This is a genomic window from Ruicaihuangia caeni, assembly GCF_029952955.1.
Taxonomy (GTDB): Bacteria; Actinomycetota; Actinomycetes; order Actinomycetales; family Microbacteriaceae; genus Ruicaihuangia; species Ruicaihuangia caeni.
In genome coordinates this window covers 26,469-52,861 of record NZ_JASATX010000007.1, presented here as the reverse complement: position 1 = coordinate 52,861, position 26,393 = coordinate 26,469, and the positions used below count along the sequence as shown (strand labels likewise).

Sequence of the window (26,393 nt, the reverse complement as noted above, 5' to 3'; positions counted from 1 at the left end):
CGTCAGCGCTGCTCGTCGGCGAGGTCGTAGATGGGAAGCGTGGCGACGCGCAATGACGGCATTCCGAGCGAGACCGAACCTGGGGTGCCCGACGCCGAGGGCGACGGAGTCCCGCAGGATTCCGCCTGCGCGCGATCCCAAGCGTCGCCGGCCCGTGTGCGGCGCACACGAAGGGGCTGATCGCTGTCGGCGATGAGGTGGAACGGCGCTGCCTGCGTGATGTCGAGCGTCACCACATCGCCGGGGCGGGGCTGCTCGCTCCCGGCCGGCACGTTGAAGTGGACGAGCCTGCTGTCTTCTGCCCGCCCGGAGAGCCGGTGGGTCTCGGCATCCTTCTTGCCCTCGCCGGTGGCGACCAGCACCTGGACCGTACGCCCCACTTGCGCCTGGTTCTCTGCGAGGCTGATGCGCTCCTGCAGGGCGATCAGGCGTTCATAGCGCTCCTGCACGACCTCCTTCGGCACCTGGTCGTCCATGGTCGCGGCAGGAGTTCCCGGGCGGATGGAGTACTGGAAGGTGAAGGCTGACGCGAAGCGAGCGGCTTCGACCACGCGAAGTGTCTCTTGGAAGTCCTCTTCAGTCTCGCCGGGGAAGCCCACGATGATGTCAGTGCTGATGGCCGCGTACGGGATCTTCGCTCGGACACGGTCGAGGATGCCGAGGAACCGTTCGGAGCGGTAGCTGCGCCTCATGGCGCGAAGCACCCGGTCGGACCCTGACTGCAATGGCATGTGCAACTGCGGCATCACGTTCGGCGTCTCGGCCATCGCGTCGATCACGTCGTCGGTGAAGGCGGCCGGGTGCGGACTGGTGAAACGGACGCGTTCAAGCCCTTCGATCGATCCGGTCGCCCGCAGCAGTTTGCTGAACGCCTGACGGTCGCCGAACTCGACGCCGTAGGAGTTCACGTTCTGCCCGAGCAAGGTGACCTCGATGGCGCCGTCGTCGACGACCGCCTGGATCTCGGCGAGTACGTCGCCGGGACGGCGGTCCTTCTCTTTGCCGCGCAGTGACGGAACGATGCAGAAGGTGCAGGTGTTGTTGCAGCCGACAGAGATCGAGACCCAGGCGCTGTAGGCCGAGTCGCGGCGGGTCGGGAGCGTCGACGGGAACACCTCGAGGGATTCGAGGATCTCGATCTGGGCCTCGTCGTTGTGGCGGGCTCGCTCGAGCAGGGCGGGCAGCGAGCCCATGTTGTGCGTGCCGAAGACCACGTCGACCCACGGAGCCTTCTCGAGGATGACGTTCTTGTCTTTCTGGGCCAGGCAGCCGCCGACGGCGATCTGCATGCCCTCGTGCTCGCGCTTCACGCCGGCAAGGTGGCCGAGGTTGCCGTAGAGCTTGTTGTCGGCGTTCTCTCGCACGGCACAGGTATTGATCACGACCACATCGGCCTGGTCGCCATCGGCCCGAACATATCCTGCCGCTTCGAGCGATCCGCTGAGCCGCTCGGAGTCGTGCACGTTCATCTGGCACCCGTAGGTGCGGACCTCATACGTGCGGGGACGGGCTGCTTTGCCAGGGCGCAGGGCGGTCTTGCTCATGATCAGGCAAGTCTACGACTGGCCAGGTATCGCACATGCAGCTGGAAATCCCGAGCGACGAGCGGGCCAGATGTGTTCCCGAGGGCTCCTCACCAGCGCGTTCACTCCTCGCTGCGGAACCGCACTCCACCATGAGAGCGCGAAGCGTCACGGCCGCGACCGAGCACGGCAGACACCGCTTCACGCACGATGCTTCCGCTGTACCCCTTGCGCATGAGGAACGCAGCCAGCCGACGTTCGGCAACGTCGCGTTCCAGCCGCCCGAGGGACCGTGCTCGCTTCTGCGCCAGTTCGATCGCAAACGCGCGATCGTCGTCGCGATCGACTGCGTCAAGCGCATGCTCGATCGCCTCGTCTGCGAGCTTGCGAGATCGGAGTTCGGCGCGAAGGGCCGCACCGGCTATGCCCTTTCTCCGGCGAAGTCGCTCGACAAGGCGCTCGGCGAACGCCGCATCGTCGATGAGACCAACACGCTCGAGGCGGTCGGCCTCGGCTTCGGCGTCTTCTGGATCGACCTCACGCTCGATGAGGCGCCCGATGAGCTCGGCTCTCGAGACGTCTCGGCGAGTGAGCGCGGCCATGCTGATGTTCTCGATGCGCGCACGATGCTCAGCTTCGGATACCGGCGCTGATCCAGAGGTCAACGACTCTGGCCGTACTCCATCGAGTTCGACCGGCGAGTCGAGCATGGCAGCGAGTTCGGCGGTCGCTTGCTCGAGACGCCGACGCTGGGCCGAAGCGGGGTGACGCTGCATTGACGCGTCGGCTCCAGGGTGCAGAGAAACGAGTGGCGCGGGGGTGCGCTCCTCGTGCACGATGCGGTGCCGAGCCGGCCTTGCCGCGGCCAGATCGATGACCGGGGCAAGGCCGTCGCGCTCGGTGGTCGGCGACACAGGCTCAAGCGCCCTTGCGCGCCGCGATCTTCGTCTCGATGGAGTCGACCTTGCCGCCTTCAGCGGCGGCCGCCGCCTTCGCTTCGGCGCCGACACCGAGCTTGACGAGGATCTTGCGCTCGATCTCGGCGGCGATGTCGGGGTTCTGCAACAGGAAGTTGCGCGAGTTCTCTTTGCCCTGTCCGAGCTGGTCGCCCTCATAGGTGTACCAGGCGCCCGACTTTCGCACGATGCCGTGCTCCACGCCGAAGTCGAGCAGGCTGCCCTCACGAGAGATGCCGACGCCGTAGAGGATGTCGAACTCGGCTTGCTTGAAGGGCGGCGCCATCTTGTTCTTGACCACCTTGACGCGAGTGCGGTTGCCGACCGCTTCGCTGCCGTCTTTCAGCGTCTCGATGCGGCGGATGTCGAGGCGCACCGAAGCGTAGAACTTCAGGGCCTTACCGCCGGATGTCGTCTCAGGGCTGCCGAAGAAGACACCGACCTTCTCACGCAGCTGGTTGATGAAGATCATCGTCGTACCAGTGGAGTTGAGGCCACCCGTCAGCTTGCGCAGCGCCTGCGACATGAGGCGTGCCTGGAGCCCGACGTGCGCGTCGCCCATCTCGCCCTCGATCTCGGCCCGGGGCACGAGGGCCGCGACCGAGTCGATGACGATGAGGTCGATCGATCCCGAACGCACCAGCATGTCGGCGATCTCGAGCGCCTGCTCTCCGGTGTCGGGCTGTGAGACGAGCAATGAGTCGATGTCAACGCCGAGCTTCTTCGCATACTCGGGGTCGAGGGCATGCTCGGCGTCGATGAAGGCGGCGATACCGCCGTTGCGTTGAGCGTTGGCGATCGCGTGGAGCGTGAGCGTCGTCTTACCCGACGACTCGGGCCCGTAGATCTCGATGATCCGGCCTCGCGGCAGTCCACCGATGCCGAGCGCGACATCGAGCGCGATCGAGCCTGTGGGGATGACTGCGACCGGAGCCCGCTCTTCGCTGCCGAGCCGCATGACGCTGCCCTTGCCGAATTGCCGGTCGATCTGGGCGAGTGCCGCTTCGAGCGCCTTTTCGCGGTCGGATGCTGATGGCATTGCTGTCTCCTCTGAGATGGTGGCTGCTGCCTATAGGCTGTCGATCCACTGTCGGCCGGTGATGCAAGGCCCACAGCCTCCCGACAAGGCTGTTGACGGCGGTCGTCGATGTCGATTGCGAATCTAGAAGGGACCACCGACATTCGTCGGGGGCGATCCAGCCGGACCCTCAGTCACGTTCGAGGTACGCCTGTTGAGGAGACTACTCAGTTTCGAACAGTTGTTCGAGTGGCGCGCGGCGTGTCGCGAGCGGGAACTCCGGCATCCGACCGCTTCGCTTCACACGCCAAGGACCACGCCAAGGACCACGCCAGCGCGTCAGCGCCGACCCAGCTGCGAGCTGCATCGCCCATTTTCGCGGCGGGCGCGAGAAGTCAGCGCGCCCGCTTGGGCTCGCGCTGACCGACGCCGTGCCATCGCTCGGGCGGCACGTCGTTCTCGCGCGCGAGTGCGAGCCACACCTCACGCGGGGCGAATCCCCGGTCGAGCGCCTGCTCGGCGGTGACGCCGCCGAGCGCAAGCAGAGTCAAGTCGCGTGTCAGAACTCGGCCGTGGGGGCCGAACTCGTCATCGACGGCGACCCAGAACTCAGAACGACGCACTCGCCCGTTGCCAGCGACCGACCGTCAGCGGACGGCGAGCGAGTCGTCGAACTCGGCGACGATGTCGTCGGGAATGCTGTCAGGAACACGCGCGAGGCCTTCGACGACGGCGAGCCGGTCGCCCACCTCGCGCATGATGACCGAGATCGGTGTGTCGAGGGCTTCGGCAACCGACGCGAGGATCTCGGAGCTCGCTTCCTTCTGGCCGCGCTCCACCTCGCTCAAGTACCCGAGCGCCACGCTGGCCTTGCTCGCCACCTGTCGCAGCGTGCGGCCCTTCTGCAGGCGGAAGTCGCGAAGAACGTCGCCGATCTCATGACGCACCAAGATCATCGGACTCCTCCTCCTTCGTGTTCGCTCATCACTGCCAGTCTGCGGCGGGTCTGCCAGACTACAACCCGTTTGCTCAAACTCTAATCACTCTCACTGGGACGTGCTTGAGAGAACAACGTGATCACGGGGCCGCGTATTCCCTGACCCGATCCGGGAGGAAGCGTCACAACCGAGTCGCGAGCGCCGCGATCGCCTCACTCACGGTGCGGGCTCGGATGCGGTCGCGTCCGCCGTCGAGCTCGAGCCGGATCGCCTCAACGGTGTCACCGACCGCGACGCCGATGAATACCGTGCCGACCTCTGCATCGCCCTGGGGGTCGGGCCCGGCCACGCCGGTGGTGGCGATCCCGAGATCGGCGGGCCTACCGTCGATCGCGACCGCCCTGCGCACGCGATCCGCCATCTGCCGGGCCACTTCGGCATGGACGGGGCCTTCGCGCTCGAGCAGCTCGCCATCGACTCCGAGCAGGTCACGCTTGAGCTCGGTCTGGTACGCGACGATGCCGCCGTTGACGACCGCTGAAGCACCCGGCGGACGGACCAGCTCCGCGGTCAGCAGCCCGCCGGTGAGCGACTCGGCCACGCCGAGGGTGAGCCCGCGAGCGCTGAGCTCGGCCATGAGCGCAGCAGTGTCGGGCGAAGCGAGTTCGGCGACCGAGGGGTCGATGGAGGGCGACGAGGGTGCCGCGGTGCCGGGTGTCCAGGAAGGTGCGTCACTCATGCCGGCATCCGTTCACTCATCGTTCCTTTCAAGACCGCCTGCTCCGTCGCCGGCAGCGCCACGGTTCTCGTTCCAGCCCCGCACGAGATAGTCGAGGCCCGACGCGAGGGTGAGCACCACCGCTACGGTCATGGTGACGCCGTTGAGCCAGTGCACCCACTCCCCCAGCACGATCCACAGCGGGAGCATGGCCAGCGAGATGGCGATGCCCTGACTCACCGTCTTGATCTTTCCGCCGCGCGACGCCGGGATCACGAGCCCTCGCCGCAGTTCGACGAGCCGCCACAGGGTGATGCCGAGCTCCCGGACGAGAACGATCGCGACGACCCACCACGGCAGTTCCCCGAGCATCGCCAGCCCGACCAGAGCCGCACCTGTCAGCCCCTTGTCTGCGATCGGATCGAGGAGCTTGCCGAGGTCGGTGATGAGGTTGTATCGGCGCGCGATCGCGCCGTCGATGCCGTCGGTGGCGATCGCGACGATGAAGAGTGCCGCAGCGACCCAGCGGGCGGTGTCGTCTCTTCCGGCATCCGCGATCAGCAGCCACAGCATCGCCGGAATGAAGCAGATGCGCACCACCGTGATGATGTTGGGTGCGTTCCAATTGCTGGGCGGAAGCGCCTGCGCCCCGGCGTCGCCTCGGTTCGTCATGTCAATCGCGCCCGGTCAGCTGCCAGGCATCCTCGTCACCCTCGGACTCGTCTTCGGGGTACCCGCGGGTCATCTCGTCGACAGGGTCGCCGCCGTACGGGTCGTCGTCGGGTGCGGCGGAACTGGAGGAGCCGTTCGCTGCGCCGGCGGTGCTCGCGGCCGCGGGCGGCTCTTCGCCTCGCAGACGAGCGAGCACCGACGGCAGCTGCTCGACCGTGACGAGCACGTCGCGCGCCTTCGAGCCTTCGGAGGGGCCGACGATCTCGCGGCTCTCGAGCAGATCCATGAGGCGGCCCGCCTTCGCGAAGCCGACGCGCAGCTTGCGCTGCAGCATCGAGGTCGATCCGAACTGAGTGCTGACGACGAGTTCAGCAGCGGCGAGGAGCAGCTCCAGGTCGTCACCGATGTCTGCGTCGATCTGCTTCTTTTCAGCGGCCACCGCCACATCGGCCCGGTATTCGGGGCGAGCCTGCGAGGTGACGTGCTGCACCACTGCGGCGATCTCGCGCTCTTGCACCCAGGCGCCCTGCACGCGGATAGGCTTCGACGCGCCCATGGGGAGGAACAGCCCGTCGCCCTGGCCGATGAGCTTGTCGGCGCCCGGCTGGTCGAGGATCACGCGGGAGTCGGTCATGCTCGACACCGCGAAGGCGAGCCGGGACGGCACATTCGCCTTGATGAGACCGGTGACGACGTCGACAGAGGGACGTTGTGTCGCGAGCACCAGATGGATGCCGGAGGCGCGGGCGAGCTGGGTGATCCGCACGATCGAATCCTCGACGTCGCGCGGCGCGACCATCATGAGGTCGGCCAGCTCGTCGACGACCACGAGCAGGTACGGGTAGGGCCGCAGCACGCGTTCGCTGCCCGGGGGCAGCACGATCTCGTTGTTGACGACAGCGCGGTTGAAGTCGTCGATATGGCGGAAGCCGAAGCTCGCCAGATCGTCGTAGCGCATGTCCATCTCTTTCACGACCCATTGCAGCGCCTCGGCCGCCTTCTTGGGGTTCGTGATGATCGGCGTGATGAGGTGGGGAACACCCGCGTAGATCGAGAGCTCGACCCGCTTCGGGTCGACCAGCACCATGCGAACCTCAGACGGCTTCGCCCGCATGAGCAGCGAGGTGATCATCGAGTTGACGAAGCTCGACTTGCCCGAGCCCGTCGATCCGGCGACGAGCAGGTGCGGCATCTTGGCGAGGTTGGCGACCACGAAGCCTCCCTCGACGTCTTTGCCGAGGCCGATCGTCATCGGATGCGTGCTCTTCGCTGCGGCATTCGACCGCAAGACGTCGCCGAGCGAGACGATCTCACGGTCGGTGTTCGGGATCTCGACGCCGATCGCGCTCTTGCCCGGGATCGGCGAGAGGATGTTGACCTCGTTGCTCGCCACCGCGTAGGCGATGTTCTTCGAGAGGGCCGTCACCCGCTCGACCTTGACGCCGGGGCCGAGCTCGAGTTCGTACCGGGTAATCGAGGGCCCCCGGCTGAACCCGGTCACCTTCGCGTCGACGTTGAACTGCGTCAGCACCTCAGTGAGCGCCGCGATGACGGTGTCATTGGCGGCACTGCGCGCCTTCGGCGGTGTGCCGGCCGCCAGCGCCGAGGCGGGAGGAAGCCGGTACGGAGTCGAGGGCGTCGCCGGCGCTTCGGCAGGCGCGGTCACCGGGTCGACGAACGGGTCGGTGCCGGAGTCTTCGGTCAAGGGTGCGGCATCCGCCGGCTCGTCATCGAGCATCGCCCGCGCGCCCGGACGCTCACCGGCCGGAGCCTGCTCGGCCGCCGCCCCGTCATCGCGGATGCCGGTTGCAGCCGGTTCGACCTCTCCGGTGAAGCGCTGCACCGCCTCTTCGGCGCGCGTGAGCTCGTCGAACAGGTCGAGGTCGAAGGGTTCGTCGGCGGGCGCAGCAGCGCCGGCCGCACGAGCGCGCCCGGTCGAGGCGATGATCTCGGTATCGCCCGACACCACGGGGCTGTCGAATGCCGGGTCCTCTTCGCGACGGGTCTTGTTCCGGCGCCACCAGGGCAGTTGCTCGTCGTCTTCGCCGCTGTCGTCGGAAGTCGCGCCGCCGGATGCTTGCTCCTGCGAGGGGAGATCGGCGCCGAAGAGGTAGCTGTAGAGCTCGCGCAATCGAGCACCGACCCGATTCGGCGGCGTCTTCGTGATGATGAAGAGCGAGAGCACCATGACGATGACGATGAGGGGCACGGCGAGCCACTCGGTGCCGAGCGAGATGAGAGGCGCCGCGACGACCCAGCCCACGACACCTCCGCCTCTGGCGAGATCGACCACGCCATCGCTTGGCACGGGCTGACCGCCATACACGTGGCAGAGCGCGCTGATCGTGATGAGCAGCAGGCTCAGTCCGATCGCGATGCGCGTGTTGTCGTGCACACTCGCCGGATGGCGGAACAACCACGCGGCGAAGAGGACCATGATGACGGGCAGCGCGAAAGCGAGTCGACCGAGCAGCCCGCCGAAGGTCCAGGCGTCGAGCGCGATGGCCACGGGGTCGGTGGGGTTGAACCACTCGATGACCGCCCCGGCGACGGCCAACACGATGAGAAGGAACGGCACGCCGTCTCGCCGCGCTTCCTTCTCCAGGCTCTCGTTGCCGAAGACGCGGAACGCACCGCCAGTCAGATGAGCCAGGCCCATCCAGGCGCGGGACAGGAGCCCTGGTCGCCGCTCCGCCACGGGCGCTGCCGCCGGCAGCCGTTTGGTGGCCTTGGTCACCTGGCGCGTGTTGCTGCCGCGCGCGGAAGTCGCGCGCGCACGCGAATTCGCCTTGGTGTTCGAAGCCATGGTTTCACGGTAGTCGCGGCGGCCGTCAGCGGGTGTGAAGGGGGTGGGCGTGTGCGCGATTCGGGACCGGTGCAGCGCGCCGGATCACGCGCCGCCTCCACGAGTCGGCCGCCCCTGCAGCCCGATCAGGCCTCGATGACCACCGGCACGATCATTGGACGCCGACGGTGCTGCGTGTTGACCCAACGGCCGACTGTGCGACGCACGACCTGCTGGTACGAGTGCTGGTCGCGCACTCCGTTCTCGGCCGCCTCATTCAGGGCCTTCACGATCTTCGGCCTCACTGCGTCGAACACCGAGTCGTCCTCGGCGAAGCCGCGCGAGTGGATCTCGGGTCCGACGATCGCCCGGCCGTTCTGCGGGTCGATCGCCACGAAGATGGAGATGAAGCCCTCTTCAGCGAGGATGCGGCGATCCTTGAGGTCGGCATCCGTGATCGTGCCGACGCTCGAGCCGTCGACGTACACGTAGCCGAGATCCAGTTGCCCCACCATTCGAACGACCCCATCACGCAGGTCGAGCACCGTGCCGTTCTCGGCGATGAAGGTGTTCTCAGCCGGGATGCCCGTCTCGATCGCCAATTGCGCGTTGGCGGTTAGGTGCCGAAATTCGCCGTGCACCGGGAGCACGTTTCTGGGCTTCAGGATGTTGTAGCAGTAGAGCAGTTCACCGGCCGCGGCATGGCCCGATACGTGCACCTTCGCGTTCGCCTTGTGCACGACCTTCACGCCGAGACGCGTGAGGTTGTCGATCACCCGGTACACGGCGTTCTCGTTGCCCGGGATGAGGCTCGAGGCGAGAATGACGGTGTCGCCCTCACCGACCTCGATCTGGTGATCGCCGTTGGCCATGCGCGAGAGCACCGCCATGGGCTCTCCTTGAGAACCGGTGCTCATGTAGACGATTCGATCGTCGGGCACATCGCCCGCCTTCTTGAAGTCGATGAGCACGCCCTCGGGCACCTTCAGGAAGCCGAGGTCGGCCGCGATCCCCATATTGCGCACCATGGACCGGCCGATGAGCGCGACGCGTCGACCGTTGGCAGCAGCGGCGTCGAGCACCTGCTGCACACGATGCACGTGCGACGCGAAGCTCGCGACGATCACCCGGCGTGGTGCCTTGGCGATGACGGCTTCGAGCACGGGGCCGATGTCTTTCTCCAGCGGGGTGAAGCCCGGGATGTCGGCATTGGTCGAATCGGGAAGGAAGAGGTCGACGCCCTCTTCGCCCAGGCGCGCGAATGCACGCAGGTCGGTGAGCCGATCGTCGAGGGGCAACTGGTCCATCTTGAAGTCGCCGGTGTGCAGCACCATGCCGGCCTCCGTGCGGATGGCCACTGCGAGCGCATCCGGGATGGAATGATTCACCGCGACGAATTCGAGGCCGAAGGGCCCGAGATGCTCGCGTTGGCCCTCGCGGACGGTGAGCGTGTACGGCTTGATGCGGTGCTCTTTGAGCTTTGCCTCGACGAGCGCCAGCGTGAGGGTCGAGCCGAGCAGCGGGATGTCGTTCTTGAGCCGCAGCAGGTACGGAACGGCACCGATGTGGTCTTCGTGGCCGTGTGTCAGCACGATGCCGACGATGTCATCCAGCCGCTCCCGGATGGGCGCGATGTCGGGGAGGATGAGGTCGACGCCGGGTTGGTGCTCTTCGGGGAAGAGTACGCCGACGTCGACGATGAGGAGCTTGCCGTTGAGCTCGTAGACGGTCATGTTGCGGCCGACCTCGCCCAGTCCGCCGAGCGGGATGACCCGGAGCGTGCCTGGTTGAAGGGCGGGCGGCTGAAGTTCTGTGGCTGGCACTGCGGCCCCCTGCGTTCTCTGTGCTTCGGGGCCGTGAGCCCCCGGTCGAAGTCTCAGCGTGTGGTTCCGGCGACCTTGGGAAGGGCACCGCCCGCAGCAGCGTTGCTGTCGGGCCTGAAGTTGTCGAAGTCGACGCCCGCGAGTTCGCCGACGAGCGTGAGGTCGTCTTCGATGAGCGTGGCCTCCCACTCCTCCGGCCCCACGAGCGGCAGTCGCACACGCGGCGTGCTGATGCGGCCGAGGCCGTGAAGGATGTACTTCGCTGCCACTGTGCCCGGCACGTGCGTCATCGTGGCGCGGACGAGGGGCTCGAGCGCCTTGTGCGCGGCGGTCGCGGTGCGCAGATCGCCGGCGTTGACGGCATCCACGATGTGTCGATACGGGCGGGCAGCGATGTTCGCGGTGACACCGATGAGCCCCGTCGCGCCGATCGCCAGGTGCGGCAGAACATTCGCGTCATCGCCGGAGAAGTACATGAGGTCGGTCTGGTTCAGCACGCGGCTCACCTCGCTGAAGTCGCCCTTGGCGTCTTTGATCGCGAGCACGTTCGGGTGCTTGGCGATGCGGAGGATCGTCTCGTACTTGATGGGGACGCCCGTGCGGCCCGGGATGTCGTAGAGGATGACCGGCAGGTCGGTCGAATCGGCGATGAGCCGGAAGTGCGTGAGGATGCCGGCCTGTGTCGGCTTGTTGTAGTACGGCGTCACGATCATCACGCCGTCGGCGCCGGCCTTCTCGCTCGCACGATAGAGCTCGATCGCGTGCGCAGTCTCATTCGAGCCGCCGCCCGTGATGATCTTCGCGCGGCCGCCGGCGACGGACTTGCCCACCTCGACGAGGCGCAGCTTCTCGGCATCCGTCAGGGTCGACGTCTCGCCGGTGGTGCCGGTGACGACGATGCCATCGGCGCCCTGCTCGATGACATCGTTCATGAGCTTCTCGACGTCGTTCCAATCCACTTCGCCGTCTGCCGTCATCGGAGTGACGAGGGCGACCAGCACCTGGCCGAAGGGATTGTCGATGTGAGTCACGCGTACCAGGTTATCGGTCTGCCGAGGGGCCCGAGACGCGGTCGCGACGGCGGCGCAGGGCCCACCGGATCACCAGCGCGACGACGAGCCCGGCGATCACCGCGTAGACCACGTAGTCGATGTACTGCATGTACTCCTCGACGAGGTGATGCTGTGTGCCGAGCAGCCATCCGAAGCCGATGAGCGCGAGGTTCCAGAGGCCTGAACCGGCCGCGGTGTACAGCGCGAACTGGGGTAGCGGCATCCGCGCGGCGCCGGCCGGCAGCGAGATGAGGCTTCGAACGATCGGGATGAACCGGCCGAAGAACACCGCGCTGCGGCCATGGCGGTGGAACCACGCCGCGGCCTTCTCGAAGTCGTCGCGGTAGACGAGCGGCAGCATTGCGAGCGTGCGGATCGCTCGTTCCTCGCCGTACAGGCGGCCGATCCAGTACAGCGCGAGCGCTCCCGCGACGCTGCCCATCGTGGCCGCGATCACCGCGAGCCAGAGGTTCATCTCACCGGTGTTCGCGAGGTAGCCGGCGAGCGACAGGATGATCTCGCTCGGGATCGGCGGGAAGACCGTCTCGAGGAACACCAGGATGGCGACGCCCGCTTCGCCGAGCGCGGCAGTGAGGTCTAGCACGAAGGCGGTGAGCCCGCCGGGCGTTGGATCTGTGTTCGCGAGGAGCCAAGGCATCGCTCGATCGTAGACCGCTGCCGTGGCGAATCTGCTGAGGCGTGGCGGCCGGCACGGCTGCTGACACCGAACGTGACGGGGCCCGCACCACCCGTGCGGGTCTTGTTGATAGAAGTATCAACTAGTACTATAACTGGATGGTCGAACATTCCGCGCTGCCCGTCGCCGAGGTGAAGGCCGAGCTCTTCAAGTCGCTGGCCCACCCCGCACGCATCCGAGTGCTCGAACTGCTGAGCCACGAGGAGCGGTCGGCCGGCGAACTGGCCGACGCGCTCGGAGCCGAGCCCTCACACCTCTCGCAGCACCTGCGGGTGCTGCGCAAAGCCGGGGTCGTCTCGACCCGTCGTGAAGGCACCACGATCGTCTACTCGCTTCGCGATCCCCGGATGGAGCAGATCCTCACGATCGCCCGCGCCATGATCGTCGCGAACTTGCGACACGACCAAGCACTGCTCACGAGTCTCGAAGGAGGCGGCCGATGAGCACGCGAACGGCGAGCGGCTGGGGACGCGCGTGGCGGCACGTGCGTGCACTGCTGCCGGCGGCATCCGACCTGGCCTACGCCCGGAAGGCGCCGCTGCGCGACCTCGTCGCAGGGATAACCGTCGCGATCGTGGCGCTCCCACTCGCACTGGCGTTCGGCGAGGCATCGGGCCTCGGCGCCGCGGCGGGGATGACGACGGCGATCATCGCGGGAATCGTGGCGTCGGTGTTCGGCGGCAGCAACCTGCAGATCTCGGGCCCGACCGGCGCGATGACCGTGGTGCTGCTGCCAGTGGTGCACCAGCACGGAGCCGGCGGGGTGCTGCTCGTCGGCCTCATGGCAGGAGTGATGCTCGTGATGCTGTCGCTCTCGGGCGTGGGCGGCTACGTGCGGATGCTGCCGACCTCACTCGTCGAGGGGTTCACGGCCGGCATCGCCGTGGTGATCGTGTTGCAGCAGGTGCCGAACCTGCTCGGCGTGAAGGCCGGTGACTCGCACCAGGTGCTGGCGATCGCCGGCGATGCGGTGCTGCAGTGGTTCCAGTCGCCGCAGTGGGCGCCTCTGGTCATGGCGCTCGCTGTCGCCGCGGTGATCCTCATCGGCGCCCGCCTCAAGCCGATCGTGCCGTTCTCGCTCATCGCGATCGCTGTCGCGACCCTCGTCGCAGAATTGGCCCACCTCGACCTCGCGCGCATCGGCGCGATCCCGGCCGGGCTTCCCCTTCCGACCGCCGACTTCATCGATGCCTCACGCATCGCCGCCCTGCTGCCATCGGCATTGGCGGTCGCTGCGCTGGCCGCCCTCGAAAGCCTGCTCAGCGCGACCGTCGCCGACTCGATGAGCGTGAACGAGCGACACCACCCCGATCGTGAACTGTTCGGACAGGGCTTGGCGAACATCGCGGTGCCGTTCTTCGGCGGCGTGCCTGCGACGGCCGCCATCGCCCGCACGGCCGTGAATGTGCGCGCCGGCGCGCGATCCCGCACTGCGGCCGTGGTGCATTCGCTCGTGCTCGCAGGCATGGTGTTCGCCGGCTCTGCGCTCGTCGCGAAGATCCCCTTGGCGGCGCTCGCGGGCGTGCTGGTCGCGACATGCGTGCAGATGGTCGGCGTCGGGTCGATCAAGGCCCTGCTCAAGTCGACGCGCGCCGACGCCGTGGTGCTCGTGCTGACGCTCGCCATCACCGTGCTCGTCGACCTCGTGGCCGCGGTCGTCGCCGGGGTGATCGTGGCGGCGCTGCTCGCGCTGCGCAGCGTCGCACGGGCGGCGCGAGTGGAGCAGGTGCCGCTCGAGCAGGATGCCGGTCCGAGGCCGCCCGAGCTCAGCCCGCTGCTGGATGAGCACATCGTCGCCTACCGCTTCGACGGCCCGCTCTTCTTCGGTGCGGCGCACCGGTTCCTGCTCGAGCTCAGCGAAGTGGCCGATGTCGACGTGGTGATCCTGCGGATGTCGCGCGTGACGACCCTCGACGCCACAGGCGCGAAGATCCTCGACGACGTGATCACGAAGCTCGAGCGGAAGGGCATCACCGTGCTCGTCTCTGGCACCCACCCGGAGCACAGCCGCACATTGCAGACGCTCGGGGTGGCGCCGCAACTGCGGGACAAGGGCCACGTGTTCTCGACCACTCCTGAGGCGATCGCCGAGGCCCGGCGCATCGTCGCGGAGCGGCACTCGAAGTAGGCGCTCGAGGGCTCGCCTGCTGCTCGCGGGGCGTCAGGCGTGAGGCGTCGTCGTCGTCGGGCGTCGGGCGTCGTCAGGCGCGCTCGTACGTGCAGAAGCGGTACCGGATGCCGTTCGCCGCGGTGTGCCATCCCGCATCCGGCTCGCGATGCTGCAGGGCCCACTCCGCACCGATCTCGGGCGCCAGCGTGTCGCCTTCCACCTCGAGGTCGAGCTCGGTGACCTCGAGCCGATCGGCCAGCCCGATGGCGTCTCGGTACAGCTGCCCCCCGCCGATGACCCACACCGTCGGCTGCTCGCCGGCGAGCGCGATCGCCGCGTCGAGCGAATCAGCGCGCTCTGCACCGGCATCCGCCCAGTCGGTTCGGCGGGTCACGACGATGTTGCGACGCCCTGGGAGAGGTCGGAATTTCTCGGGGAACGATTCCCACGTGCGGCGACCCATGATCACCGGCGAACCCATCGTGGTGCGGCGGAAGTGCGCCAGGTCTTCCGGCAGGTGCCACGGCATGGTGCCCTGCGCGCCGATCACACGACCACGCGCTTGCGCCCAGATGAGCCCGAGCATGTCAGACGGCGACGGCGGCGCGGATCGCCGGGTGGTGCTGGTAGCCCTCGATCACGAAGTCGTCGTACTCGTAGTCGAAGATGCTCGGACGCTCGGCTGCGATGCGCAGCGTCGGATACGGGTACGGGTCGCGCGTGAGCTGCTCGGTCACTTGTGCGACGTGGTTGTCGTAGATGTGGCAGTCGCCGCCCGTCCACACGAAATCGCCGACCTGCAGGCCGGTCTGCGCCGCGACCATGTGAGTGAGCAGTGCGTAGCTCGCGATGTTGAACGGCACGCCGAGGAAGAGGTCGGCGCTGCGCTGGTACAGCTGGCACGACAGCTTGCCGTCGGCGACGTAGAACTGGAAGAGCGCGTGGCAGGGCGCGAGCGCCATGCTCGGGATGTCGGCCGGGTTCCACGCCGACACGATCAGCCGGCGCGAGTCGGGGGTGCGCTTGATGTCGTCGATCACCTGGGTGATCTGGTCGAGCTGCTCGCCGCTCGGCGTCGGCCAGGAGCGCCACTGCACGCCGTAGACGGGCCCGAGCTCGCCCTCGGCATCCGCCCATTCGTCCCAGATGCTCACGCCGTGCTCCTGGAGCCAGCGCACATTGCTGTCTCCGCGCAGGAACCACAGCAGCTCATAGGCGATCGACTTGAAGTGAACGCGCTTCGTGGTGATGAGCGGGAACCCCTCGCCGAGGTCGAAGCGCAGCTGGCGTCCGAACACGCTACGCGTTCCGGTGCCGGTGCGGTCCGTCTTCGGCGTGCCGTGCTCAAGGGTGTCGCGCAAGAGGTCTTCGTACGGGGTGCGCACGGGTGACTGCGGAAGCCCGGAGTGCTGGAGGGGGTGCGGAACGCTGGACGCCATGCGACGAGGCTACCCGGCCTGCATCGGAATCCCCCGGCATGCCGTCCCCTGCCATTCAGCCGGGCCCGGCCATAGGCTGGAGGTCCCCAGCGTAGAGGAGGCCGTGATGGCTGTGACCAGTGAAGCCACGACCCTGTGGTTCGGCGATCTGATGAGTGGCAAGGGAACGACTTCGCTCGACACGTCGGATGCCGGCGAGTTCCCAATGACGTGGAAGGCGCGCGCCGACGGCGAGACCGGCATGTCGACGCCCGAGGAACTGATCGCGGGAGCGCACAGCGCGTGCTTCTCGATGGCGTTCTCGAACATGCTCGCCGAGAACGGCACTCCCCCCGAGAGCCTGCAGGTGACCGCGGCGGTCACGTTCGGCGGCGGCGAAGAGGGCATCACCGGTAGCCACCTGCTCGTCAGCGCCAAGGTGCCGAACATCGATGAGTCCGACTTCCAGCGCATCGCGGAAGAGGCCAAGAAGGGTTGCCCGGTCTCGCGCGCGCTCGCCGGCGTGAAGATCACGCTCGAGGCGAGCCTGGCGTAGAGCGTCGCACGCGGCATCGTCCGCGAATGACCAGGGGCGGCATCCGACCAGGGATGCCGCCCCTCGTTTCTGTTCGCGTCCGGCCGGCCGAAGCAGCGGAAGGGGCACCGTCAGCGGGCCGGTGCGCCCTCGGCTCGCGCGAGTTCGATCGCCCGGCGCGTGGCGTGCCGCGCACGCTTGCGGTCGCCCGCCGCGTCGTAGACGATGCCGAGCCTGAACCACGCACGCCAGGAGTCGGGCTCCGCCTCGACCGCCTCACGGAACTTCGGGAACAGCGCATCGGCAGCCGCTCGGTCGGGTCGTCCGCTGGGCTGCAGCGGCACGGTGTCGGCGGGCAACGCACCCTCGCGCTCCAACCGGCGCGCAAGGCGCTGAGCACGCAGCATGAACCGGACCTCGACGAACAGGCCCCAGGCGCCGAGCAGCGGCAGCACCGCGAGAGCGACCCCGAGCACGATGAGGATCGGGTGGCCGTCGGTGATCATGATCACCGCGTACTGCATGGTGAACGCCAGGTACAGCACGAGCAGCAGCGACATCGCGACGACGCCGGCACGCGTCATGAGGACGAGGCTCCCTCGTCGTCAAGCCCCAGGAGCCGGTCGAGCCCGACCACCACACCGCGGGTCTTCGGCAGCGCCCGCAGCGCCAGCATGATCCCGGCCTCGTACGCGGATGCCGAGAGCGTGTCGTGCTGGATCATCAACTGCTCGCCCGCCCCGCCGAGGATGACCTGCTGCCGAGCCGCCACTCCATGCATCCGGAGACTGTGCACGGGCACGCCGGCGACCTGCTGGCCCCGCGCGGGCTGATCAGCGAACGGCGCATCGACCGGCCCGCGTGCGCCGCGCGCCTCGGTGATGAGTTCGGCCGTGCGCACCGCGGTTCCCGACGGGGAATCGATCTTGTGCTCGTGGTGGGCCTCGATGATCTCCACGGAGTCGAAGAACCTGGCCGCGGTGACCGCGAGCCTCGTCGCGAGCACGCTGCCGAGCGAGAAGTTCGGCACGATGATGACGCCGACCGAGAACTTGCCGCCGATCGTCGTCTCGAGTTCCTCGACGCGCTCGGCCGACCAGCCGCTCGTGCCCACGAGGATCGGAACCCCGTGCGCGACCGCGTACTCGACGACGGCAGGCGACACCTCGGGCACCGTGAAGTCGATCGCGAGGTCGGCCTGCAGCATCTCGCTGAGGTCGCCGGATGAGCCGATGCCGGCCGCGAGGCGGAAGTCGTCGCTCTGCTCGATGAGGCGGCAGGCGAGCGAACCCATTCGGCCGTTCGCGCCGATCACCGCGACTGAAGTCGTCATGCGAGCAATCGTAGTGTCGCGCCCGTAGTGTGATTCTGTGGTGACCTTCCGAGAAGCGACCATCGAAGAGCCCTCGGCTGCGCGGCTGCTGGACGAATACTTCGCCTCACGGGCTGCCGGGTTCCCCGCCGAACTAGGCGAGTACCGCGTCAACCGTCCGAATGCCGACGACTTCGTGCCTCCCCGCGGCGTCTTCCTGATCGTCGAGGGCGAGACGATCGAGGGCGAACCCGGCGATGTCGGCTGCGGCGGCATCCGGTTGCTGGAGTCACCCTCGGATGCCGTTCGCTACGAGGTCAAGCACATCTGGCTCGAGCCCCACACTCGCGGACAGCGCATCGGCCGAGCGCTGCTCGACGAGCTCGAGCGGCGCGCCAGGGCCTTCGGTGCGCAGGAACTCGTGCTCGACACGAATGCGAGCCTGCACGCCGCCAACGCCCTGTACCGCTCGGCAGGGTACGAATCCATCCCGCCCTACAACGACAACCCGAACGCCACGAACTGGTTCCTCAAGAGGCTCTGACCTCGGTGAACGCCTAGAAGGGGTGCTGGTCCTAGAAGGGCTGCTCGTCGGGCATTCCCGTGCGCAGCTCGGTCGGAAGGTGCCCCAGGTCGTTGTGCACCACCAACTGCGGCGGCTTGGCCGACCGGACGCGGATGATGGTCAACCCGCAGTGCGCCTGGTTGAGACCCATCCAGCGCCAGGTCGGCGCATCGAGCGCTTCGCGCACGAACCACGCGATCACGAAGTTGTGGGTGATCAGCAGGTCGTGCCGGTCGTCGCGGGCGGGGCGGAGCCACTCGGCCACGGCATCCGCCATCTGTGCCTCGCCCGCCGCGATCTCCTCCGGCGTCACTCCCCCATAGAAGGACTCGAACGAGGGATGCATCTCGGGGGTCGGCCCTGACGGCACGCAGTCCATGAGCAATGCCGAAGGCTCTGGCTCGAGCGCTGGGAGACGCTCGGTCATGATGCGGGCGGTCTCTTGCGCGCGTTGCAGGGGCGAAGTCCACGCACCCTCGAACGGTACGCCGCCGAGCCGCGTAGCGATCGCCTGCGCCTGACGCACACCCCGACCGCTCAACGGGCCGTCGGGGAGGCCGTGCTCGGCGTCGACCTGTTCGCCGTGGCGCACCAAGTACAGGTATCGCGTCATCGTGTCTCCCCCAGAGTCCCGCGATTCGAGGCGGCTCGCACTTGTTGGCCGCGCGTCACGCGGCAGCGCTCGCGTCGATCAGCGGCGCCACGGATGCCGCTTCGACCGGCCCGACAGCGGCAATGGCGAGCGGGGCGGCCGCGAGCGTTCGCGCGACGTCGAGCACCCGTTCAACTGTGACCTGCTCGAGTCGGCGCAACGACTCATCGAGGTCGATGAACTCGCCCATCGTGAGCTCGGCTCGGCCCAGGCGGCTCATGCGCGCGTCGGAGTCCTCGAGCGCCAGGGCGGCGGCGCCGGCCAACTGGCCCTTCGCCCGTCGCAGTTCGTCACGGGTGATGCCGTCGTCTGCCATTCGCATGAACTCGGCCTGCATCAACTGAGCGACGTCGCCGAGGCGCGCAGGCGTGCACCCCGCGTACATGCCGAAGACGCCGGCATCCGAATAGCTGGAGGCGAATGAGTGCACTGAATAGGCAAGACCGCGACGCTCGCGAATCTCTTGGAACAATCGGCTCGACATACCGCCACCGAGCACGTTGGTGAGCACGGCGAGCGGCCATCGCTCATCGGCACTTGCCGCGAAGCCGGGCACACCGAGGAACACATTCGCCTGCTCTGTGGTGCGAGGGGTCACCGAGAGCCGGTTGCCGCTCACAATCGTCGCCTGGGAGCCGACTCTCCTCTCCACCGGAACGGCCTCTTCGTCAAGGTTCCAGCCCGCGGCGGTGAGCGCGACTTCCACCGCCGCCACGAGCTCGTCGTGGTCGACCGCGCCGGCGACGGTGATCACCAGGTCTTGCGCTCGGTAATTCTTGCGATAGTGATGCCATACCTCATCGCGGGTGACACCGCGGATGCTGGAGACCGTGCCCCCGATCGGACGACCGAGGTCGTGATCTCCGAAGACGGTCTCGAAGAATCGCTCGGCCGCGACATCGGCAGGATCATCGTCGGCCATGGCCAGTTCTTCGAGGATGACGCCGCGCTCGGTCTCGAAGTCTTCGGGATCGATGCGGGAGTTGGCGAACATATCGGCGAGCACGCTCACGGCCATGAGCAGATCACGATCGCGCACCTTGGCGTAGTAGCAGGTGTGCTCTTTGGCAGTGAGAGCGTTGTGCTCTCCCCCGACCTCGTCGAAGGCGACCGCGATGTCGAGCGCACTCCGCGAGTCGGTGCCTTTGAAGAGCAGGTGCTCGAGGAAATGCGTGGAGCCATAGGTGGCCGGCTGCTCGTCGCGGGAACCGACCGCGACCCAGAAGCCCACGCTCGCGCTGGCGGCGCCAGGCATCCGCTCGCTCAGCACCCGGATGCCACTGGGAAGCACCGTTCTTCGTACCAGGGAACCACCGGCGGCACTGATCGTGAGGTCGGCGCGGTCGAGGGGAAGAGCCACGGCGCTGTTCATTGAATCCACCATATGCCATGCCTCTGAGCAGCGATGGACCGATGGTTCCACCCCTGCATTGGGGTACGGCAAGGAGGGTAGACAGATGTGTCTGTCTGTCCTCATTCATGTATGGTATTCGAGGGTCATTCATGACCCGCGTCCGGACCTCCCCTGCACCCCGGGCGCACAGCAACGAGTCGTGCGGTACCTCGCACATGCACTCACAAGGAGCACGCCGTGGCGATCGAGGCCCCCCCGAGGATCGCCCGGCGTGCCTCCGGCGCGAAGTCGCGCATTCTCGATACCGCTGACGCGCTCTTCTACTCGGAAGGAATCCGCAGCGTCGGCATCGACCGTCTCATCGCCGAATCCGGCGTGACCAAAGCGACGTTCTACAAGCACTACGGCTCCAAGGAGCGTCTCGTGCTCAGCTACATCGAGCAGCGCTCAGCGGTCATGCGCGAGTACTGTCAGCGCATCGCCGACGAGCACGCCTCTCCTGCGGACGCGCTGCGAAGCCTGTTCGCCTGGGCGGGCAGTGTGATCGTCGAGCAGGAGTTCCGCGGCAGTCCGTTCGTGAACGCAGCGGCCGAGTTTCACGAGCCGGGCCACCCCGTGAGACTGCTCGTCGCCGCGCATCGCGATTGGTTCAGCGAATTCCTGCAGAACCGACTGCAGGAGTGCGGGCACCCGCTCTCCGGCGACGGCGCTGACGAACTGCTGCTCGCGTGGGACGGCGCGATGTCGGGCGGGTACGCGGGCGACTCGATCGCCGCGGCCGCCGCCCTGCAGCGTGCCCTGGAGCGCGTGCTCGCCGAACGCTGACGCGCGCGGGCGAACGAAGACACGAAAGGCACCCGGAAACGGGTGCCTTCTCCGCAATCGGCTCTATGCGCCGACGCGCTCGGGTAACGAGGGTGTGCTGTAGAAGAAGACGAAGAGCAGCATCGCCGCCGCGGTGCCGAGCACGAACGACTGGCGCCCCCGCACCAGCGCGCGCTCGATGGATCCAGGCCCGCGGTGACGTGCCGACGACCACCATGGCGAACGGTATGCGACGTGCCTGCCCATGGTGCCCCCTTCTCCTGCGTCCTCTTCGCTTTGCGGTAGTTTCACCCTCGACTCGAGGTTGAGACTCGCGACACGCCGACGGACCGCGGATCGGCACTCGCATCCGGGAGATCGCCGAAGACTGTCCGCATGAGCGAGGGCCCGCTTCCGGGAGGGGAACGGGCCCTCGTGCCCTCGGAGCCTGCGGCTCAGCGAGCCGCGCTGGGGCTGGCGGTCAGCTTCACTCAGCGGCCGCGGGCTGCGCCGCGTCGGAAGAGGCGGCATCCGCCTCTTCGTTCAGCACCGGGGCGAGCGAGAGCTTGCCGCGGTCGTCGACCTTGGTGATCTCGACAAGGATCTTCTGGCCGACGCCGAGCACGTCTTCGACGTTCTCGACGCGCTTGCCGCCGGCGAGCTTGCGCACCTCGGAGATGTGCAGCAGGCCGTCCTTGCCGGGAAGCAGCGAGACGAACGCGCCGAAGGTCGCGATCTTCACGACCGTGCCGAGGAACTGCTCGCCGACCTCGGGGTTCGTCGGGTTGGCGATGGCGTTCACCTGCGCACGGGCCGCCTCGGCAGAGGGGCCGTCGGTGGCGCCGATGTACACGGTGCCGTCTTCCTCGATCGAGATCTCGGCGCCGGTCTCGTCCTGGATGGCGTTGATGGTCTTGCCCTTGGGGCCGATCAGCTCGCCGATCTTGTCGACCGGGATCTGCACGCTGATGACGCGCGGCGCGGTCGGCGCCATCTCGTCAGGCGCGTCGATCGCCTGGTTGATGACGTTGAGGATCGCAGTGCGAGCCTGCTTCGCCTGGGTCAGCGCGCCGGCAAGGACCGAAGCCGGGATGCCGTCGAGCTTGGTGTCGAGCTGGATCGCCGTGATGAAGTCGTTCGTGCCGGCGACCTTGAAGTCCATGTCACCGAGCGCGTCTTCGGCCCCGAGGATGTCGGTGAGCGCGGCGTAGCGCGTCTCGCCGTCGACCTCGTCAGTGACCAGACCCATCGCGATGCCGGCGACCGGAGCCTTGAGCGGCACACCGGCGTTCAGCAGTGACAGCGTCGAGGCGCAGACGGAGCCCATCGAGGTCGAGCCGTTCGAGCTCAGCGCCTCGGAGACCTGACGAATCGCGTACGGGAACTCCTCGCGGCTGGGCAGCACGGGCACGATCGCGCGCTCGGCGAGGAAGCCGTGGCCGATCTCGCGACGCTTCGGGCTGCCGACACGGCCGGTCTCACCGGTCGAGTAGGGCGGGAAGTTGTAGTGGTGCAGGTAGCGCTTGTGCGTGACGGGGCTCAGCGAGTCGATCTGCTGCTCCATCTTCAGCATGTTCAGCGTCGTGACGCCGAGGATCTGCGTCTCACCGCGCTGGAAGATCGCGCTGCCGTGCACGCGGGGAATGACCTGCACTTCGGCGTCGAGCGCGCGGATGTCGGCGAGCCCGCGGCCGTCGATGCGCACGCCTTCCGACAGGATGCGGCCGCGCACGACCTTCTTGGTGACCGACTTGTAGGCGGCACTCACCTGCGCATTGGCCGACTCGGGCAGCTCGCCCGCCTCGACCTTGGCGGCCACGGCATCCTTCACGCGCGCCTTGAGCTCGTCGTCGGAGTTCTGCCGGGTCTGCTTGTCGGCGATCTGGTAGATCTCGCGGAGCTCGGCCTCGGCCAGCTGCTCGACTGCGGCGTATACCTCATCGGCGTACGGCAGGAACACCGGGTACTCCTGCACAGCCTTCGCGCTCTGGGCCGCAAGCTCCTCCTGCGCCTTGACGAGCTGCTTGATGAACGGCTTCGCGGCCTCGAGGCCCTCGGCCACGACATCCTCGTCGGGCCGCTTCGCGCCCGCCTGGATGAGGTTCCAGCTGCCCTCGGTCGCTTCAGCCTCGACCATCATGATCGCGACGTCTTCGTTGCCGTTCTTGTCGGTGACGACTCGACCCGCGACGACGAGGTCGAATACGGCCTCGGCAAGCTGGGAGTGCTTCGGGAACGCGACCCACTGGTCGCCGATGAGGGCGAGCCGCACACCCGCGATCGGGCCGCTGAAGGGCAGGCCCGAGATCTGCGTCGAGGCGGAGGCCGCGTTGATGGCCAGCGCGTCGTAGAACTCGTCGGGCGCGATGCTCAGCACCGTGATGACGATCTGCACCTCGTTGCGCAGACCCTCGACGAACGAGGGGCGCAGCGGGCGGTCGATGAGTCGGCAGACGAGGATCGCCTCGGTCGAGGGGCGGCCCTCACGACGGAAGAACGAGCCGGGGATCTTGCCCGCGGCGTACGAGCGCTCCTCGACGTCGACCGTCAGCGGGAAGAAGTCGAAGTTCTCCTTGGGCTGCTTGCTGGCGCTGGTCGCGCTCAGCAGCATGGTGTCTTCGTCGAGGTACGCGGCGACTGCGCCCTGCGCCTGCTGCGCAAGACGGCCGGCCTCGAACCGGACCGTGCGGGTGCCGAACTTGCCGTTGTCGAGCACGGCCTCGGCGAACTTGATCTCGGGACCTTCCATCGAGGTCTCTCTCCTTTGCTTGCCGCGCGCCTGCGCGGCATCTTCCGGCCGCGCCCGGACGGGCACGGCGACGAACGCGGGAGCAGGAGCGGGCAGGAAGGGACTCGACGGATCGATTCGAAGAATCAGGTCGCCGGGTGTCTGCTCTGGTCAACAGTAGAAACGCTCGGTACCCGGATGCCGCAGCATCCGCACCGCCCATCACCACCGTGGACCAGCTTCGAGCCGGCCTGCTCCGGTGAGGCTCACCGCCTTGGCGGATGAACCTCGAGCTCGTTATTGAGTTGTGGCGCCTCGGACGAGCCGCCGGTCGCCCGTTCGAACGGGAGCGACCGTCGCGATTCTAGCACCGAGGGTTCCGACGAGCGGGAGCACGACTCGCGTCAGTAGCGTGCAGCATGCCCGAGCGCAAGCCTGGTCAGCCGCTCGGGGCGGGCGTTGACTGTTGAAGGGGGCAAGCGAACCGGGGGCCGAGCAAGGAGGAACCATGTCAAGCATCGCCCGTGTCACAACCATTACCAGCCGGTCGACCGTGAGCTTCGAGGACGCCGTCCGCAGCGGGATCGAGCGCGCGAATGAGACCTTGCGGAATATCGAGGGCGCGTGGGTCAAGGACCACACGGTGAAGATCTCGGATGGCGTCATCACCTCGTGGCAAGTCGTGCTGGAGGTCACGTTCGTGCTCGACTCCTGAGCACGAACGAACTCCGATCCGCCGAGCGGCGGACGGGGGCGGCCGCCGAGCACCTGTGCAGCTCGGCGGCCGTTCCCATGCGAGGCGTCCGGAGTGCGGCCGAGTTGCCTCGGCGTCAGTTGGGCTGGAAGCCGCCGACCGGGCTCAGCACCGAATCGAACCCGAAAGGATCGCGGGGCGCGGACGAACGCTCCGACGCCTCGACGAGAGGCGCCAGCTCGCCAGCGGCACGGGCGATGCGATCGGTGAGGGCGCTCTGCCCTCCGGCGCCCGCCTCACCCCAGTCGTCGGTCGCGGCGAACACTCCGGTTGGCAGGACGATCGCGCGCAGGTAGCTGAACAGCGGGCGAAGCGCGTGGTCGAGCACCAGCGAGTGCCTGGCCGTGCCCGCAGTGGCACCGATGAGCACCGGCATCCCGGCGAGCGAGGCTGGATCCAACACATCGAAGAACGACTTGAACAGCCCGCTGTAGCTCGCGCTGAAGACGGGGCTCACCACGATGAGGCCGTCAGCGCCGGTCACGTCTGCGATGACCGCCTCGAGCTTCTCGCTCGGGAAGCCAGTGAGCATGTTGTTCGTGATGTCGCTCGCGATGTCGCGGAGCTCATGCGTGGATGTCTCCACCTCCACGCCCCGCTCTCGCAGGACGTCGGCGCTTTCCAGCGCGAGTCGATCGGCGAGCATGCGGGTCGACGATGGTTTGCCGAGGCCGGCGGAGATGACGGCGATTCGTTTGGGGGTGTTCATTCGCGGGTCTCCTTCGCTCACGTCGCTCACTCTGCGGATGCAGCCGTCGTGACGCCCGTGCTCGCGTCGACCTGCTCGGCCGCGAGCGCCGCCTGCACTCGAGCGGCGTGAGTGGGTGCGTCGGGCACGCGCGAGGCCCGGTTCTTGGCGAACTCCCTGCGCAGCACCGGCACGACCTCTTCGCCCAGGATGTCGAGCTGCTCGAGCACCGTCTTCAACGGAAGACCCGCGTGGTCCATCAGGAACAGCTGCCGCTGGTAGTCGCCGACGTAGTCGCGGAACCCGAGCGTGCGGTCGATCACCTGCTGGGGGCTGCCGACGGTCAACGGTGTCTGCGCGGTGAACTCCTCGAGGCTCGGCCCGTGACCGTACACCGGGGCATTGTCGAAGTAGGGGCGGAACTCGCGCACCGCGTCTTGAGAGTTCTTGCGCATGAACACCTGGCCGCCGAGACCGACGATCGCCTGGTCAGCCGTGCCGTGGCCGTAGTGCTCGAAGCGCTGCCGGTAGAACCCGACCATCTTGGCGGTGTGCGAAGCGGGCCAGAAGATGTGGTTCGCGAAGAAGCCGTCGCCGTAGTAGGCGGCCTGCTCTGCGATCTCGGGACTGCGGATGCTGCCGTGCCAGACGAAGGGCGGAACGCCGTCGAGCGGGCGAGGCGTTGACTGGAAGCCCTGAAGCGGGGTGCGGAACTTGCCCTCCCAGTCGACGAACTCCTCACGCCAGAGGCGATAGAGCAGTCCATACTTCTCGATCGCGAGCGGGATGCCCTGCCGGATGTCTTCACCGAACCAGGGGTACACGGGGCCGGTGTTGCCGCGGCCCAGGGTGAGGTCCATGCGACCGCCCGAGAGATGCTGCAGCATCGCGTAGTCCTCGGCCAGCCGCACCGGGTCGTTGGTGGTGATCAGCGTGGTGGCCGTCGAGAGGATGATGCGTTCCGTCTTCGCCGCCAGCCAGCTGTTGATCGCGACCGGACTCGACGGGAAGAACGGCGGGTTGTGGTGCTCCCCCATCGCGAAGACGTCGAGGCCGACCTCTTCGGCGTGCTGGGCGATCGTGAGCAGGTTCTGCAACCGCTCGGTCTCCGTGGGCGTGATGCCGGTGGTGGGGTCCTGGGTGATGTCGCCCACGCTGAAAATGCCGAATTGCATGTGCATCGGTTCGTGCTCCTCACGCACCCTGGTGGCGCGATCGTCTGTCGGTTCTGGTGAGATTCTATGCATTCGCATGAACATTAGGCCAAACAGCGACCTCCGCCTGAGTATTC

Annotated in this window: 27 protein-coding genes; 6 read left to right on the top strand and 21 right to left on the bottom strand. The window is 67.4% G+C overall.

Annotated features, from left to right (window positions below; all coding sequences use genetic code 11):
* Positions 1-2 precede the first annotated feature (2 nt).
* The 11 genes from miaB to QF206_RS12170 all read right to left on the bottom strand — a co-directional run bounded on the left by miaB (position 3) and on the right by QF206_RS12170 (position 12,143).
* Positions 3-1,544, bottom strand: a complete 1,542-nt coding sequence (miaB, locus tag QF206_RS12220) for a tRNA (N6-isopentenyl adenosine(37)-C2)-methylthiotransferase MiaB (RefSeq protein WP_281489521.1) — start codon at positions 1,542-1,544, stop codon at positions 3-5.
* 101 nt (positions 1,545-1,645) lie between these two features.
* Positions 1,646-2,125: a regulatory protein RecX gene (locus QF206_RS12490; RefSeq protein WP_353988817.1), complete on the bottom strand. Its 480-nt coding sequence runs from the start codon at positions 2,123-2,125 to the stop codon at positions 1,646-1,648.
* Positions 2,126-2,441: 316 nt separating this feature from the next.
* The gene (recA, locus tag QF206_RS12210) at positions 2,442-3,518 is read right to left on the bottom strand and encodes a recombinase RecA (protein ID WP_281489519.1); all 1,077 of its coding nucleotides are present in this window, start codon (positions 3,516-3,518) and stop codon (positions 2,442-2,444) included.
* A 374-nt stretch (positions 3,519-3,892) separates the two neighbouring features.
* Positions 3,893-4,120 carry a DUF3046 domain-containing protein gene (locus QF206_RS12205; protein WP_281489518.1) on the bottom strand — a complete coding sequence of 76 codons (228 nt, stop codon included), beginning with the start codon at positions 4,118-4,120 and terminating at the stop codon, positions 3,893-3,895.
* A gap of 24 nt (positions 4,121-4,144) precedes the next feature.
* On the bottom strand, positions 4,145-4,453 hold the full coding sequence (locus tag QF206_RS12200) for a helix-turn-helix domain-containing protein (protein ID WP_281489517.1): 309 nt from the start codon (positions 4,451-4,453) through the stop codon (positions 4,145-4,147).
* 163 nt (positions 4,454-4,616) lie between these two features.
* On the bottom strand, positions 4,617-5,174 hold the full coding sequence (locus QF206_RS12195) for a CinA family protein (RefSeq protein WP_422785394.1): 558 nt from the start codon (positions 5,172-5,174) through the stop codon (positions 4,617-4,619).
* A gap of 12 nt (positions 5,175-5,186) precedes the next feature.
* On the bottom strand, positions 5,187-5,825 hold the full coding sequence (pgsA, locus tag QF206_RS12190) for a CDP-diacylglycerol--glycerol-3-phosphate 3-phosphatidyltransferase (protein ID WP_281489516.1): 639 nt from the start codon (positions 5,823-5,825) through the stop codon (positions 5,187-5,189).
* A 1-nt stretch (position 5,826) separates the two neighbouring features.
* The gene (locus QF206_RS12185; RefSeq protein WP_281489515.1) at positions 5,827-8,631 is read right to left on the bottom strand and encodes an FtsK/SpoIIIE family DNA translocase; all 2,805 of its coding nucleotides are present in this window, start codon (positions 8,629-8,631) and stop codon (positions 5,827-5,829) included.
* Positions 8,632-8,756: 125 nt separating this feature from the next.
* Positions 8,757-10,433: a ribonuclease J gene (locus QF206_RS12180; RefSeq protein ID WP_281489514.1), complete on the bottom strand. Its 1,677-nt coding sequence runs from the start codon at positions 10,431-10,433 to the stop codon at positions 8,757-8,759.
* Between the two features lie 53 nt (positions 10,434-10,486).
* Positions 10,487-11,464 (bottom strand): 4-hydroxy-tetrahydrodipicolinate synthase, encoded by a 978-nt coding sequence (gene dapA / locus QF206_RS12175; protein WP_281489513.1) that lies wholly within the window; start codon positions 11,462-11,464, stop codon positions 10,487-10,489.
* A 10-nt stretch (positions 11,465-11,474) separates the two neighbouring features.
* Positions 11,475-12,143, bottom strand: coding sequence for a DedA family protein (locus tag QF206_RS12170; protein ID WP_281489512.1), 669 nt, complete (start codon positions 12,141-12,143; stop codon positions 11,475-11,477).
* 137 nt (positions 12,144-12,280) lie between these two features.
* On the opposite strand from QF206_RS12170, the gene QF206_RS12165 reads away from it, so the two are divergent.
* Positions 12,281-12,625, top strand: a complete 345-nt coding sequence (locus QF206_RS12165; protein WP_281489511.1) for an ArsR/SmtB family transcription factor — start codon at positions 12,281-12,283, stop codon at positions 12,623-12,625.
* Positions 12,622-14,310, top strand: a complete 1,689-nt coding sequence (locus tag QF206_RS12160) for a SulP family inorganic anion transporter (RefSeq protein WP_281489510.1) — start codon at positions 12,622-12,624, stop codon at positions 14,308-14,310. The genes QF206_RS12165 and QF206_RS12160 overlap by 4 nt, the downstream gene beginning before the upstream one ends.
* Before the next feature lie 73 nt (positions 14,311-14,383).
* Here the strand turns inward: QF206_RS12160 and QF206_RS12155 are convergent, their stop codons facing one another.
* Positions 14,384-14,878, bottom strand: coding sequence for a dihydrofolate reductase (locus QF206_RS12155; RefSeq protein ID WP_281489509.1), 495 nt, complete (start codon positions 14,876-14,878; stop codon positions 14,384-14,386).
* Position 14,879: 1 nt separating this feature from the next.
* Positions 14,880-15,731: a thymidylate synthase gene (locus QF206_RS12150; protein ID WP_281489508.1), complete on the bottom strand. Its 852-nt coding sequence runs from the start codon at positions 15,729-15,731 to the stop codon at positions 14,880-14,882.
* Positions 15,732-15,837: 106 nt separating this feature from the next.
* On the opposite strand from QF206_RS12150, the gene QF206_RS12145 reads away from it, so the two are divergent.
* On the top strand, positions 15,838-16,266 hold the full coding sequence (locus QF206_RS12145) for an OsmC family peroxiredoxin (RefSeq protein WP_281489507.1): 429 nt from the start codon (positions 15,838-15,840) through the stop codon (positions 16,264-16,266).
* 110 nt (positions 16,267-16,376) lie between these two features.
* On the opposite strand, the gene QF206_RS12140 is transcribed toward QF206_RS12145, so the two are convergent.
* Together QF206_RS12140 and dapB are read right to left on the bottom strand one after the other, a co-directional pair.
* The gene (locus tag QF206_RS12140; RefSeq protein WP_281489506.1) at positions 16,377-16,829 is read right to left on the bottom strand and encodes a hypothetical protein; all 453 of its coding nucleotides are present in this window, start codon (positions 16,827-16,829) and stop codon (positions 16,377-16,379) included.
* Entirely contained in the window at positions 16,826-17,578 is a 753-nt protein-coding gene (gene dapB, locus QF206_RS12135) for a 4-hydroxy-tetrahydrodipicolinate reductase (RefSeq protein WP_281489505.1), read from the bottom strand. Before dapB ends, QF206_RS12140 begins: the two co-directional genes overlap by 4 nt.
* A 40-nt stretch (positions 17,579-17,618) precedes the next feature.
* Here dapB and QF206_RS12130 point away from each other — a divergent pair, with 40 nt between their 5' ends.
* Complete coding sequence (locus QF206_RS12130; RefSeq protein ID WP_340309603.1) at positions 17,619-18,101, top strand: GNAT family N-acetyltransferase; 483 nt, start codon at positions 17,619-17,621, stop codon at positions 18,099-18,101.
* 31 nt (positions 18,102-18,132) lie between these two features.
* Here the strand turns inward: QF206_RS12130 and QF206_RS12125 are convergent, their stop codons facing one another.
* Both QF206_RS12125 and QF206_RS12120 read right to left on the bottom strand, forming a co-directional pair.
* Positions 18,133-18,735, bottom strand: coding sequence for a histidine phosphatase family protein (locus tag QF206_RS12125; RefSeq protein ID WP_281489503.1), 603 nt, complete (start codon positions 18,733-18,735; stop codon positions 18,133-18,135).
* Positions 18,736-18,790: 55 nt separating this feature from the next.
* The gene (locus QF206_RS12120) at positions 18,791-20,146 is read right to left on the bottom strand and encodes a M16 family metallopeptidase (protein WP_281489502.1); all 1,356 of its coding nucleotides are present in this window, start codon (positions 20,144-20,146) and stop codon (positions 18,791-18,793) included.
* Positions 20,147-20,365: 219 nt separating this feature from the next.
* Between QF206_RS12120 and QF206_RS12115 the strand changes: the two genes are divergently transcribed.
* Positions 20,366-20,953, top strand: a complete 588-nt coding sequence (locus QF206_RS12115) for a TetR/AcrR family transcriptional regulator (RefSeq protein ID WP_281489501.1) — start codon at positions 20,366-20,368, stop codon at positions 20,951-20,953.
* A gap of 63 nt (positions 20,954-21,016) precedes the next feature.
* On the opposite strand, the gene QF206_RS12110 is transcribed toward QF206_RS12115, so the two are convergent.
* Positions 21,017-21,199 (bottom strand): hypothetical protein, encoded by a 183-nt coding sequence (locus QF206_RS12110; RefSeq protein WP_281489500.1) that lies wholly within the window; start codon positions 21,197-21,199, stop codon positions 21,017-21,019.
* A gap of 220 nt (positions 21,200-21,419) precedes the next feature.
* Positions 21,420-23,681, bottom strand: a complete 2,262-nt coding sequence (locus QF206_RS12105; RefSeq protein WP_281489499.1) for a polyribonucleotide nucleotidyltransferase — start codon at positions 23,679-23,681, stop codon at positions 21,420-21,422.
* Positions 23,682-24,168: 487 nt separating this feature from the next.
* Between QF206_RS12105 and QF206_RS12100 the strand changes: the two genes are divergently transcribed.
* Positions 24,169-24,375 carry a dodecin family protein gene (locus tag QF206_RS12100; RefSeq protein ID WP_281489498.1) on the top strand — a complete coding sequence of 69 codons (207 nt, stop codon included), beginning with the start codon at positions 24,169-24,171 and terminating at the stop codon, positions 24,373-24,375.
* 115 nt (positions 24,376-24,490) lie between these two features.
* Here QF206_RS12100 and QF206_RS12095 read toward each other — a convergent pair whose 3' ends face one another.
* The gene (locus tag QF206_RS12095; protein WP_281489497.1) at positions 24,491-25,123 is read right to left on the bottom strand and encodes an FMN reductase; all 633 of its coding nucleotides are present in this window, start codon (positions 25,121-25,123) and stop codon (positions 24,491-24,493) included.
* A 26-nt stretch (positions 25,124-25,149) separates the two neighbouring features.
* Complete coding sequence (locus tag QF206_RS12090; protein WP_281489558.1) at positions 25,150-26,277, bottom strand: LLM class flavin-dependent oxidoreductase; 1,128 nt, start codon at positions 26,275-26,277, stop codon at positions 25,150-25,152.
* Positions 26,278-26,393 lie beyond the last annotated feature (116 nt).